The organism is Streptomyces sp. NPDC029122, from assembly GCF_055569445.1.
This window is the reverse complement of sequence record NZ_JBVHWK010000007.1, coordinates 229,671-241,292: the sequence shown is the minus strand read 5'-3', so window position 1 is coordinate 241,292 and position 11,622 is coordinate 229,671. Positions and strand designations below refer to the sequence as shown.

12 protein-coding genes are annotated in these 11,622 nt (G+C 71.4%); 3 read left to right on the top strand and 9 right to left on the bottom strand.

The features are described from left to right. Positions 1–52 precede the first annotated feature (52 nt). Positions 53–331 carry a GlsB/YeaQ/YmgE family stress response membrane protein gene (locus tag ACZ4WZ_RS12075; protein WP_467888570.1) on the bottom strand — a complete coding sequence of 93 codons (279 nt, stop codon included), beginning with the start codon at positions 329–331 and terminating at the stop codon, positions 53–55. Between the two features lie 181 nt (positions 332–512). Between ACZ4WZ_RS12075 and ACZ4WZ_RS12070 the strand changes: the two genes are divergently transcribed. Both ACZ4WZ_RS12070 and ACZ4WZ_RS12065 read left to right on the top strand, forming a co-directional pair. Then, complete coding sequence (locus ACZ4WZ_RS12070) at positions 513–845, top strand: DUF3099 domain-containing protein (protein ID WP_467888567.1); 333 nt, start codon at positions 513–515, stop codon at positions 843–845. A 137-nt stretch (positions 846–982) separates the two neighbouring features. After that, positions 983–1,216 (top strand): hypothetical protein, encoded by a 234-nt coding sequence (locus ACZ4WZ_RS12065; RefSeq protein WP_467888565.1) that lies wholly within the window; start codon positions 983–985, stop codon positions 1,214–1,216. A 17-nt stretch (positions 1,217–1,233) separates the two neighbouring features. On the opposite strand, the gene moaA is transcribed toward ACZ4WZ_RS12065, so the two are convergent. The 3 genes from moaA to ACZ4WZ_RS12050 all read right to left on the bottom strand — a co-directional run bounded on the left by moaA (position 1,234) and on the right by ACZ4WZ_RS12050 (position 4,382). Next, complete coding sequence (gene moaA / locus ACZ4WZ_RS12060; protein WP_467888563.1) at positions 1,234–2,223, bottom strand: GTP 3',8-cyclase MoaA; 990 nt, start codon at positions 2,221–2,223, stop codon at positions 1,234–1,236. Between the two features lie 165 nt (positions 2,224–2,388). Then, on the bottom strand, positions 2,389–4,026 hold the full coding sequence (locus ACZ4WZ_RS12055) for a solute symporter family protein (protein WP_467888560.1): 1,638 nt from the start codon (positions 4,024–4,026) through the stop codon (positions 2,389–2,391). Next, a complete protein-coding gene (locus ACZ4WZ_RS12050; protein ID WP_467888558.1) occupies positions 4,023–4,382 on the bottom strand; it encodes a DUF485 domain-containing protein in 360 nt (119 codons plus the stop codon). The genes ACZ4WZ_RS12055 and ACZ4WZ_RS12050 overlap by 4 nt, the downstream gene beginning before the upstream one ends. A gap of 257 nt (positions 4,383–4,639) precedes the next feature. On the opposite strand from ACZ4WZ_RS12050, the gene ACZ4WZ_RS12045 reads away from it, so the two are divergent. Further along, a complete protein-coding gene (locus tag ACZ4WZ_RS12045; protein WP_467888556.1) occupies positions 4,640–6,181 on the top strand; it encodes a S8 family peptidase in 1,542 nt (513 codons plus the stop codon). A gap of 100 nt (positions 6,182–6,281) precedes the next feature. On the opposite strand, the gene ACZ4WZ_RS12040 is transcribed toward ACZ4WZ_RS12045, so the two are convergent. The 5 genes from ACZ4WZ_RS12040 to ACZ4WZ_RS12020 all read right to left on the bottom strand — a co-directional run bounded on the left by ACZ4WZ_RS12040 (position 6,282) and on the right by ACZ4WZ_RS12020 (position 11,621). Continuing rightward, positions 6,282–7,325, bottom strand: a complete 1,044-nt coding sequence (locus ACZ4WZ_RS12040) for a zinc-dependent alcohol dehydrogenase family protein (RefSeq protein WP_467888552.1) — start codon at positions 7,323–7,325, stop codon at positions 6,282–6,284. A gap of 19 nt (positions 7,326–7,344) precedes the next feature. After that, entirely contained in the window at positions 7,345–8,043 is a 699-nt protein-coding gene (locus ACZ4WZ_RS12035) for a lysoplasmalogenase (protein ID WP_467888550.1), read from the bottom strand. Then, positions 8,040–8,939 carry a sterol desaturase family protein gene (locus ACZ4WZ_RS12030; protein ID WP_467888547.1) on the bottom strand — a complete coding sequence of 300 codons (900 nt, stop codon included), beginning with the start codon at positions 8,937–8,939 and terminating at the stop codon, positions 8,040–8,042. The genes ACZ4WZ_RS12035 and ACZ4WZ_RS12030 overlap by 4 nt, the downstream gene beginning before the upstream one ends. 169 nt (positions 8,940–9,108) lie before the next feature. Further along, a complete protein-coding gene (locus ACZ4WZ_RS12025) occupies positions 9,109–10,332 on the bottom strand; it encodes an amidohydrolase family protein (protein WP_467888544.1) in 1,224 nt (407 codons plus the stop codon). Beyond that, positions 10,329–11,621 (bottom strand): amidohydrolase family protein, encoded by a 1,293-nt coding sequence (locus tag ACZ4WZ_RS12020; RefSeq protein WP_467888541.1) that lies wholly within the window; start codon positions 11,619–11,621, stop codon positions 10,329–10,331. Before ACZ4WZ_RS12020 ends, ACZ4WZ_RS12025 begins: the two co-directional genes overlap by 4 nt. Between the last annotated feature and the right edge of the window lies 1 nt (position 11,622).

Below are 11,622 nucleotides of genomic sequence, written 5' to 3'. Positions count from 1 at the left end.
GGCCGGTGCGGACTCCATCGTCCGCACCGGCCCCTCGGCCGTGCCACCGCTGTCAGACGGTATGGCGCCTGCCGCCTCGGAGGGCCATGTAGACCATGTCGCCGAGGCCGACGATGACGACGGCTCCGGCGAGCTGGAGCAGGTGCCGGATCCAGTCGATGCCCTTGGTGTCCTCGACGCCGATCCATCGCGAGACGGCGTTGCCGAGGACCGCGCCGACGATGCCGAAGATGGTGGTCAGCCAGAGGGGCTGGTGCTGCTTGCCCGGCAGGACGGCCCGGGCGATGAGGCCCAGCACGAAACCGACGATGATCGCCCACAACCATTGCATGTCGAGCCTCCTCGTGGCGCGTTGTGCGCATGTGGGCCCAGTCTCGGCCCATCCGGCGTACAGCGCATTTCGGACACTGCCGTTCGGGGGACACCCCCCTCTCCTCCCCGCGCGCGGGAGCGGCGTACCGTGGACTGGTCCGGACCGGGGAGCGTCCGGCGGGCTGATCGGGTGGTGGAGCATGCAGCGGACGAAGCGGAACGGACCCGTGGTCTTCCGGATCACGGGAGCCCGGATGGGCCTGGCCGAGGACGTACGGGGCCGCCAGCGCCGGTACGTCATCTCGATGGGGATCCGGACCCTGTCGGTGGTCGCCACGGTGGTCCTGTGGAACGTGGAGCGCCATGTGGCCGTCGTGACACTGGCCGCCGGGCTGCTGCTGCCGTACATCGCCGTCGTCATCGCCAACGCGGGGCGCGAATCGACGCCCTCGCTGCCCTCGCACTTCATGCCCGCCCCTGTGCGCCCCGCACTGGACCCGGGAAACCTCAATAAAAGCTCAGATCAATCATGAAGTTCCGGTGCACCGCACCGGGTCGTGCGTGACATACTGCCTACGCGCTCCGCATCCCCCGTCGGAGCGACGGACCGACGCCGGGCAGCTCCCCCCGTGGCTGCCCGGCGTCGCCCTTCCGTTCTAGGGTTGGGGCCGTGACTTCTCCCGAAACCCCGATCTGCTCCGCCAAGGGCTGCCGCGACGCGGCCGTATGGGTCCTGGCGTGGAACAACCCGAAGCTGCACACGCCGGAGCGCCGCAAGACCTGGCTGGCGTGCGGGGAACACCGCGAACACCTCTCCCAGTTCCTGGGGGTCCGCGGCTTCCTCAAGGACGTCGTGAGGCTGGAGGACTGGGTCCAGCCCGAGGGCTCCGAGCGCGAGCGCTAGGGGGTGTCCGGCGGGCGTCAGCCGCCGATCGCCGACATGGGGCGGTCGGGCTGGAGGAAGGACGGGTCGTCGAGTCCGGACCCGGCCTTCTTGCCCCACATCGCCACCTTCCACAGGCGGGCGATCTCCTCGTCCGGGGCGCCCGAGCGCAGTGCGGACCGCAGGTCCGACTCCTCGGTGGCGAACAGGCACGTACGGATCTGGCCGTCGGCGGTGAGCCGGGTACGGTCGCAGGCGCCGCAGAACGGGCGGGTGACGGACGCGATGACCCCGACGGTGGCCGGGCCGCCGTCGACCAGCCAGCGCTCGGCCGGGGCCGAGCCGCGCTCCTCGGATCCCTCCTCGGTGAGGGTGAAGCGGGTGCGCAGGGACTCCAGGATGTCCCCGGCGGTGATCATGCCCTCACGCTTCCAGCCGTGCTGGGCGTCCAGCGGCATCTGCTCGATGAAGCGGAGCTCGTACTCGTTCTCCACGGCCCAGGCGAGCAGGTCGGGCGCCTCGTCGTCGTTCAGCCCCGGCATCAGGACGGCGTTGACCTTGACGGGGGTCAGGCCGGCCTCGCGGGCGGCGGCCATGCCGTCGATGACGTCGTGGTGGCGGTCGCGGCGGGTGAGGGTCTTGAAGACCTCGGGCCGCAGGGTGTCCAGGGAAACGTTCACCCTGTCCAGGCCGGCGGCCTTGAGGGCCTGGGCGGTGCGCTTGAGGCCGATGCCGTTGGTCGTCAGCGACATCCTGGGGCGGGGCTCGAGGGCCGCGCACCGTTCCACGATCCCGACCAGGCCGGGCCGCAGCAGCGGCTCGCCGCCGGTGAAACGGACCTCGGTGATGCCGAGGCTCGTCACGGCGATGCGGATGAGCCGGACGATCTCGTCGTCACTCAGCAGATCGGACTTCCCCAGCCACTGCAGGCCCTCCTCGGGCATGCAGTAGGTACACCGCAGGTTGCACCGGTCGGTGAGTGAGACGCGCAGGTCAGTGGCCACGCGGCCGTACGTGTCGAGAAGCACTGTGGGCCCCCTCCCCTGTCCGGATCTAGAGGTTCTATGCATCGAGCGTACGCGACCCGTGTGTCGTGGAGGGATGCCCGAATGAACGATACGTAACGGGGCCGCGTCGTAGGGAAGTACGACGCGGCCACGCACGGTGTTCGTACGGTCTCGGGGAGCCCCCGGTCAGTGGGCTCCGGTGCCGGTGAGGGAGCGCACCTCCAGCTCGGCGAACTTCCGCGGATCGGCCTCTTCCTTGGAGAGGACGGTTCCCAGCCACCCCAGGAGGAAGCCGAGGGGGATGGAGATGATCCCCGGGTTCTCCAGCGGGAACCAGTAGAAGTCGGCGTCCTTGAACATCGAGGTGGGCTTGCCGGAGACGACCGGCGAGAAGAGGACGAGCCCGACCGCCGAGATCAGCCCGCCGTAGATCGACCACAGCGCGCCCTGGGTGGTGAAGCGCTTCCAGAAGAGGCTGTAGAGGATGGTCGGGAGGTTGGCGGAGGCCGCGACCGCGAAGGCGAGGGCGACCAGGCCGGCGACGTTCATGTCGCGGGCGAGGGCGCCGAGGAAGATGGCGACGGCGCCGATGACCACGGTGGACCAGCGGGCGGCGCGCACCTCCTCCTTCTCGGTGGCCTTTCCCCTGCGGATGACGTTGACGTAGATGTCGTGCGCGAAGGACGACGAGGAGGCCAGGGTCAGGCCCGCGACCACGGCGAGGATGGTGGCGAAGGCCACCGCCGAGATCACCGCGAGCAGGATCGCGCCGCCGGTGGAGTCCGCGCCGCCGCCGATCTCCTGGGCGAGGAGCGGGGCGGCGGTGTTGCCGGCCTTGTTGGAGGCCAGGATGTCGGCCCGCTCGAGCAGGGCCGCGGCTCCGAAGCCGAGGGCGATCGTCATCAGGTAGAAGGCGCCGATGATGCCGATGGCCCAGTTCACGGACTTGCGGGCGGCCTTGGCGGTGGGGACCGTGTAGAAGCGGATCAGGATGTGCGGCAGACCGGCGGTGCCGAGGACGAGGGCGAGGCCGAGGGAGATGAAGTCCAGCTTGGTGAGCCCGTCCTTGCCGTACTTGAGCCCGGGCTCGAGGAACTTGGTGCCCTGACCGCTGTTCTCGGCGGCCTGGCCCAGCAGGGCGGAGATGTTGAAGTCGAACTTCAGCAGCACCAGGAAGGTGATGAGCAGGGCGCCCGCGATGAGGAGGACCGCCTTGACCATCTGGACCCAGGTGGTGCCCTTCATCCCGCCGATCGTGACGTAGACGATCATCAGCAGGCCGACCAGGGCGACGACGGCGACCTTGCCGCCGTCGCTGGTGATGCCCAGGAGCAGCGAGACGAGCACGCCGGCCCCGGCCATCTGGGCGAGCAGGTAGAAGATCGAGACCACGATGGTGGAGGTGCCGGCGGCGGTGCGGACGGGCCGCTGGCGCATCCGGTACGCGAGGACGTCGCCCATCGTGTAGCGGCCGGAGTTGCGCAGCGGCTCGGCGACGAGCAGCAGGGCCACCAGCCAGGCCACGAGGAAGCCGATGGAGTACAGGAAGCCGTCGTAGCCGAAGAGCGCGATGGCCCCGGCGATGCCGAGGAAGGACGCGGCGGACATGTAGTCGCCGGAGATGGCCAGGCCGTTCTGGAACCCGGTGAACTGGCGGCCGCCCGCGTAGAAGTCGGCGGCGTCCTTGGTCTGGCGGCCGGCCCAGACGGTGATGATGAGGGTGGCGACGACGAACAGCCCGAAGAGGGTGATGATCAGCGGGCGGTGCTCGCCCGCCCCGGCGGCGACCGTCATCGCGGGGACCGCGCTCGTGCCCATGCTCATGCTCCGGCCTCCATGCGTTCCTTGATGGCCTCGGCCTTGGGGTCGAGCTTGGCGGCGGCGTGCCGCGAGTACAGCCAGGCGATCAGGAAGGTCGTCAGGAACTGGGCGAGGCCGAGGACCAGAGCGACGTTGATGTTGCCGAAGAGCCTGATCCCCATGAAGCCGCCCGCGTAGCTGGACAGCAGGACGTAGAGCAGGTACCAGGCGATGAAGGCCACGGTGAGCGGGAAGGCGAACGACCGGTAGGAGCCGCGCAGTTCGGCGAATTCGGGGCTCTGCTGGACGCGCGTGAACTCTTCGGCCGACGGGCGGGCCGGTCCCGCGCCGCCCGTCGGCGGCGCTGCTTCGGTGGTCACGGGGGGTTCTCCTTGTGACGCGGGTGCGGTGGGGACGACGGACAAAACAACCTCCGTGTGGGGGGACGGTGGTGCTGATCCCCCCTGTCAACGGCACGGCCGGCGTGTCGGGACGGTTCAACACCCGCTGCTACTTCAAGAACTTCTTTCTCGAACTCATGGCGCAAACAGGAACGTCAGCGCTAGGTTCGCGTGTCATGAACCCGTCCCACGCGACCGCGTGCGGACGGCTTTTTGACGGATGATGTGGAGAACCCATGGCTCATCTGGGACACGGCCGCCGGCGAGCTCTCGCCGTTCCGGTCGGCCTGGCGCTCACGGCCTCGCTCGCCTTCCTGCCCTCGGTGGCCGCCTCGGCGGCGCCGCTGGGCACCACGGCGGACTCGGTGACGGCCTCGAAGACCGCCGCCACCGGCCCGAAGCTGTCCTACGTGGCGAACCTGAACGTGTACGCCACGACGACGGCGGCGAAGAAGGCCATCGAGCGGGCCGGTGGGACGGTGGTGATCGCCCACGAGCAGATCGGGGTCATCGTCGCGCACTCCGAGAACCCGGACTTCGCCAAGCAGCTGCGGGCGCAGCGCGGCCTCTTCGTCTCGGTCGGCGCCACCCGCACGGCCCCCCTCCAGCCGGTGCAGACCACCGATGAGGGCACGACCCAGCGGCTGAGCGCGGAGGCCGCCGCCAACGCGGCGGCGCAGGCCGAGCCGGGCCAGGAGCCCCTGGAGTCCAACCAGTGGGACCTGCGGGCGATCAAGGCCGACGCGGCGCACAAGATCAACGATGGCAGCACTGACGTCACCGTGGGCGTCATCGACACGGGTGTGGACGACACTCACCCCGACTTGGCGGCCAACTTCTCCAAGGAGCAGTCGGCCAACTGTGTCGGCGGCGTCGCCGACACCAGTGAGGGCGCGTGGCGCCCGTACGCGGACGGCAGCGACCACGGCACCCACGTGGCGGGCACCATAGCCGCCGCCCGCAACGGCGTGGGCATCAGCGGTGTCGCGCCGGGCGCGAAGGTCGCCGGGATCAAGGTGAGCGAGCCCGGGAACGGCCTCTTCTACACCGAGGCGGTCGTGTGCGGCTTCATGTTCGCCGCCGAGAAGGGGATCGAGGTGACCAACAACAGCTACTACGTCGACCCGTGGCTCTACAACTGCAAGGCGGACGACGACCAGAAGGCGCTGGTGGAGGCCCTCAGCCGGGCCACCAAGTACGCCGAGCGCAAGGGCGTGCTCCACGTGGCCTCGGCCGGCAACTCCAACCACGACCTGGCCGGGGACTCGATCCTCGACGACTCCAGCCCGAACGACTCCACCCCGGGCCCGCGCACGATCGACCCGAAGGTCTGCCTGGACCTGCCCACCCAGCTGCCGGGCGTGGTCACGGTGAGCGCGACCGGTGACAAGGGCTTCAAGTCGTACTACTCCACCTACGGCCTGGGTGTCGTCGACGTCGCCGCCCCGGGCGGTGACAAGTGGCAGGTCCCCGCCACCCCGGACGCCAACGGCCGCGTACTGTCGACCGTCCCCGGCGGCTACGGCTACAAGCAGGGCACCTCGATGGCCGCCCCGCACGTGGCGGGCGTCGCGGCGCTGCTGAAGAGCGCGCACCCGACGGCCACGCCGTCCCAGCTCCAGGCCATGCTGAAGGCCCAGGCCACGAAGACGGCCTGCCCGGAGAAGGTCTACAACAGCACCGGCAACCTGATCGACGCCACCACCTGCACCACCAAGTGGGGCCAGACGGCGTACTACGGCTCGGGCGTGGTCGACGCGCTCAAGGCCGTCAAGTAGCGGCGCACGCGTGAGGGGCCGGGCGGGGTGTTTCCCCGCCCGGCCCCTTCACGTCCGCCCGGCCCCTTCACGTCCGCCCGGCCCCTTTACGTCCGCCGGTTCAGGGCTTGATCAGGACCTTCAGCGCGCTGCGGTCGTCCATCGCGCGGTAGCCGTCCGGGACCTCGTCCAGGGAGACCGCCCGGTCGAAGACGGGGGCCGGGTCGATCGCGCCGCTCAGCACGTCCTCCAGCAGCTCCGGGATGTAGGCCCGGACCGGTGCCACGCCGCCGCGCAGGGTGATGTTGCGGTCGAACATCACGCCGAGGTCGAGGCCGGTGCCGCTGCCGTGCGGGACGCCGACGTAGCCGATGGCCCCGCCGTCGCGGGTGATGTTCACGGCGGTGCGCATGGACTGCTCGGTGCCGACCGCCTCGATCACGGCGTGCGCGCCCTGGCCCCGGGTCAGCTCGCGCACGGCGGCCTCGGCGGCCTCCCCGCGCTCGGCGACCACCTCGGTGGCCCCGAAGGCCTTCGCGATGTCCGTACGGGCGCTGTGGCGGCCCAGTGCGATGATCCGCTCGGCGCCGAGCCGCTTGGCCGCGAGGACGCCGCACAGCCCGACAGCGCCGTCACCGACGACGGCCACGGTGGAGCCCGCGCGGACGCCGGCGCCCAGTGCGGCGTGGTGACCGGTGCCCATGACGTCGGAGAGCGCGAGCAGCCCGGTCAGCAGGTGGTCGTCCGAGACGGCCTCGGCGGGCAGCTTCACCAGGGTGCCGTCGGCGTGCGGGACCCGGACGGCCTCGCCCTGGCCTCCGTCGTGGCCGACGGAGCCCCAGAAGCCGCCGTGCGCGCAGGAGGTGTACAGGCCCTCGGAGCAGTAGTCGCAGGTGCCGTCGGACCACATGAACGGGGCGACGACGAGGTCCCCGGCGCGCAGGCCGGAGACGGCGGAGCCGGTCTCCTCGACGATGCCGAGGAACTCGTGGCCGATGCGCTGGCCGGGCTGGCGCGCGGCCTCGCCGCGGTAGGCCCAGAGGTCGCTGCCGCAGATGCAGGCGCGCAGGACGCGGACGACGGCGTCCTCGGGGCGCTGGATCGCAGCGTCGGGCACCTCCTCCACGCGGATGTCGTGCGGGGCGTGGATGACGGTGGCGCGCATGGTGGGGCAGCCCTCCGGGTCAAATGGTTGAGCCTTGTATGACCTCCCTACGGTACGCCTGCCCCCGGGCGATCGCGCCCAGGGCCAGCAGGTACTGGGCGGCGAGGTAGGTGGCCATGATCCAGAAGTCGGGCCGCGGGAGCTGGGGCCACTCGGCGACCCCGGTGGCGATGAGGGTGTCGGACAGCAGGAACAGTGCCCCGCCGGCGCCCGCCGCGCGGCCGAGGGCGCTGGAGCGGTAGGCCATGGCGGTGAGCAGCAGGCTGTACCCGGCGACGGGGATCCGCAGGTCCGCCGGCAGGTCCGGCCACAGCAGCGTGACGGTCCCGACGAGCGCGAGGGCGTACGCGCCCCCGAGCGCGAGGCTCGTACGGCCCCTGCCGAAGAGCCCGAGGTAGCAGACGTGCCCGAGGGCGAAGGAGCCCATGCCGATGAGGAAGGCGGGCTCGGCGTCGAAGAGCAGGGCGAGGTCCCCGCCCCAGCCGAAGAGCAGGGCGGCGACCAGCAGGCGGGGCGCGCCGCGGGTCATCACGTACCCCGCCAGCAGCGGCATCAGCAGCGGCTTGGCGAGGACGTGCCCGAGGTGCCAGTCGGCCAGCAGCGAACCGAGGTCGGCGGCGGCCGCCGCGCCGAAGCCGGCGAGCAGGACGCGTCCGGCACGTCCGGCGGCCACCGGCCGCGCCGCCCAGGAGGGCGTACGGGTCCCGGCGGCGCTCACGCGGCGCGCTCCGGCGCCTTCGCGGCGGGAGCGGGGGCGGCGGCCCGTGCGGCTTCGGCGCGCTCGGCCGCCGGCTGCCAGCCGGGGCCCCGGAACACCCGCCCGGCCCGCTCGCGCCAGCTGTCGGCGGCGCGTACGTCGCGGGCGATGGCGGCGTACTCGTGGGTGGCGACGCGCAGCGGGTTGTGGGTGTCGATGTTCTTGGTGAGCCCGTAGACGGGCCGCTCGGTCTCCCCCACCCAGGACCCGAACATCCGGTCCCAGACGATCAGGATGCCGCCGAAGTTGCGGTCCAGGTAGCCGCCTTGGGAGGCGTGGTGGACGCGGTGGTGGGAGGGGGTGTTGAAGACGTACTCGTAGGGCCTCGGCAGCTTCCCGATGCGCTCGGTGTGCACCCAGAACTGGTAGAGCAGGTTGATGCCGTAGCAGAAGGGGATCGCCGCCGGGTGCACCCCGAGGGCGACCATCGGCAGGTAGAACCACCAGGTGGTCGCGCTGGTCCACGGCTGGCGCAGGGCGGTGGTGAGGTTGAACCGGCGGCTGCTGTGGTGGACCACGTGGCAGGCCCACAGGATGCGGATGACGTGGTGGAGCCGGTGCTGCCAGTAGTAGAGGAAGTCCTGGACGAGCAGCATCAGCAGGGCGGTCCACCACAGGAACGGCACGCGCAGCGGGGTCAGTTCGTAGACGGCGGTGAAGACGGCGACGACCGGGATCTTCCACAGCAGGTCGAAGCCGATGCTGCCGAGCCCCATGGTGACGCTGGTGACCGCGTCCTTGGTGTCGTAGCCGGCGGCGTCCTCGTCGGGATGGAGCCGGTAGCTGACCACCTCGATGACGGTGAGCAGTACGAAGGCGGGTATGGACCACAGCACGACATCGGGCAGATTTGGCATGGGCGCACCTTAGGGCGGGTTCCGGGCTGCCGCCAGGGGTTGTTACCGATCAGTATCCGACGGGGTTACCCGGGGTACAAGGGGGTCGCGCAGGGCAGCCCCCGAAACGGCCCGCCACCGCCGGAGCGGCGCCCGCACCGGCGGGGGCCGCTCCGGCGGGAGCCATGCGTCACCAGACCCGGACGGACGCTCCCCGGGCGAAGGCCGGGCTGGTGGCGCCGGGCGGGATCTGCGTCAGGGGCTCGGCGATCTCCGAGACCAGCGGGCCGTGCTGCGCCGCGAGCTTGTCCAGCAGGGTCAGGTCGAAGCCGTACACGCGGGCCGCGTTGCCGCCGGTCATGGCCGCGACCTCCTCCCTCGGCAGGCCCGCGTACGCGATGCGCAGGGCTTCGCGGGAGAAGGGGGCCGTGCCCTCGTCGTGGGGGAAGTCGCTGCCCCACATGATCTTGTCGAGGCCGATCCGTTCCCGCAGCGGGACCTCGTGGGGGCGCATGAAGCTGGCCCCCACGAAGCAGTTGTCCCGCCAGACCTCGCTCGGGCCCCGGCCCATGGACTCGGCCAGGCCCGCGCCGAACTTGGCCTCGGCGGTGGACGACGCCGCGACCAGGCGGCCGTGGTAGTAGTCCAGCATCTCCAGCACGCCCGGGATCCAGCCGGATCCCTGCTCCGTCAGGACGAGCTTCAGGCCCGGGTGGCGGCGGAAGGCCCCGCCGAAGACGAGGTGCCACAGGGCGCGGTGCGAGAACCAGGTGGTCTCCACCATGAAGACGGCCCGCGCGGCCGGTTCGTCGCCCAGCGGGGGCGAGGCCGAGCCGCCGTGGTGGTTGACCGGGACGTCCAGCTCCGCGCACACCGCCCAGATCGGGTCGTACGCGGCCGAGTACAGCTCGGGGACGGGTGACCCGGGCGGGACGCCGGGGAGGAGGATGCCGCCGGTCAGGCCCGCCTCCCGGGCGCGGCGGATCTCCGCCACCGCCGCGTCCACGTCGTTGAGGAGGATCTGGGCGACGCCCGCCCGCCGCCCCGGCGCGTCCGCGCAGAAGTCGGCCAGCCAGCGGTTGTGCGCCTGGAGCCCGGCCCACCGCAGTTCGTACTCCTCGGCGGTCGGCGGCTGGGCCATCAGCGAGGCCTCGGGGAAGAAGGGCGGGATGGTGTTCGGGAAGACGACCTCGGCGACGATGCCGTCGGCCTCCAGCTCGGCGAGCCGGCGCCGCGAGTTCCAGTTGAGGTCCGCCGAGTCGGCGAGGAGGTCCTCGTACGGATTGACGTAGGAAGCGGCCCAGGCGTCGAAGGCCTCGTGGTGGCGCTTGGCGAGGTACGGCCTGTAGTCGAGCAGGTCGGCTCCCGCGTGGCAGTCCGCCGAGATGACCGTGTAGCGCTCGTCCGTCGTCACCGGGACACCCCCAGCGAGGGGAAGTCGTCGCCGGTGAGCCAGTGGCGGCCCGTCTCGCGGGAGCGGGCCCAGGAGGCCTCCACCGCCGCCTGGTCGGGGCTCTGGCCCAGCTCGGCCGGGGTGGGGCCGATGCGGCGGGCGATCGGGGCGAGCCGGCCGGTGTCGAAGCCGAAGACCTCGGCGGCGGCCAGGCCCAGCATCCGGCGGGTCTCGGCGACCGGGATGTCGTGGAAGGTCTTCTTCAGCCAGGCGCGGGTGTCGGGCCAGGTGCCCTCGGGGTGCGGGAAGTCCGAGCCCCACAGGATGTTGTCCACGCCGATCTCGTAGCGCTGGGCGAGTTCCCGGCGCTTGGTGTTGGTCGCGCAGACGAACACCTGCCGGTCCAGGTACTCGCTCGGCGGGCGCTTCAGTTCCGAGAAGGGCGAGAGCTTCTTGCCGCCGTGGGCGCCGAGGTAGAGGCGGTCCATGAACCACAGCAGGTTCGGCAGCCACCAGCAGCCCGACTCGGCGACGCCGAACCTCAGGCCGGGGTGGCGCTCGAAGACCCCGGACCAGAGCAGGAACCACAGCGGACGGGCCGGCCACCAGGTGACCTCGGAGACGTAGATGCCCAGGTGGTCGCCGTACTCGTGGCGCGGCGCGGCCCCCGAGTGGGTGACGATCGGCATCGCCGTCTCGGCGGCGGCCGCCCACACGGGGTCGTAACGGCGGTCGTGGTAGGGCGCCCGGTCCACCCACATGGACGGGATCATCAGGGCGCCGAGGCCGGACTCCTTGGCCCGGTGGATCTCGGCGACGACCTTGGACGGCTCGCCCGTGATGGGCAGCAGCGCGACACCGCAGTGGCGCTCCGGATCGCGCCCGACGAACTCCGCCAGCCAGCGGTTGTGCGCCTGCGCGCCCGCCATGCCGAGCTCGGGGTCCTGGTCGCCGGACAGGCCCAGGCCCACCCCGAAGGGGGCGGCGGTCTGGCTGTCGACGGCGTCCGCGTCGGGGAAGACGACCTCGGCGGCCACACCGTCGCCATCGAGCTCCTTGAGCCGCTGGGCGCTGTCCCAGCCGCCCTTGAGGCCTTCCTCGTGGTCGTGGAACCACTTCGCGGCGAAGGCCTCGTTGCGCACGCCGAGCCGGGTGGCCTCCTCGCGGCGCGCGTCGCGCTGCCCGAGGAACTCGTCGAACCGGGGATGGAAGCGGGAGTCGAGGTAGGGGCGGTACTGCTCGGTGGGCAGGCCCGCGTGGCAGTCGGAGGAGATGATCAGGTACGGGTCTTCGTACGTCTCGTCAGGCACG

Bases quoted from the DNA above. Each gene is read 5' to 3' on its own strand.
- ACZ4WZ_RS12075 (WP_467888570.1), bottom strand. From the start codon at position 331: ATGCAATGGTTGTGGGCGATCATCGTCGGTTTCGTGCTGGGCCTCATC.
- ACZ4WZ_RS12070 (WP_467888567.1), top strand. From the start codon at position 513: ATGCAGCGGACGAAGCGGAACGGACCCGTGGTCTTCCGGATCACGGGA.
- ACZ4WZ_RS12055 (WP_467888560.1), bottom strand. From the start codon at position 4,026: ATGAGCATGGGCACGAGCGCGGTCCCCGCGATGACGGTCGCCGCCGGG.
- ACZ4WZ_RS12045 (WP_467888556.1), top strand. From the start codon at position 4,640: ATGGCTCATCTGGGACACGGCCGCCGGCGAGCTCTCGCCGTTCCGGTC.
- ACZ4WZ_RS12040 (WP_467888552.1), bottom strand. From the start codon at position 7,325: ATGCGCGCCACCGTCATCCACGCCCCGCACGACATCCGCGTGGAGGAG.
- ACZ4WZ_RS12030 (WP_467888547.1), bottom strand. From the start codon at position 8,939: ATGCCAAATCTGCCCGATGTCGTGCTGTGGTCCATACCCGCCTTCGTA.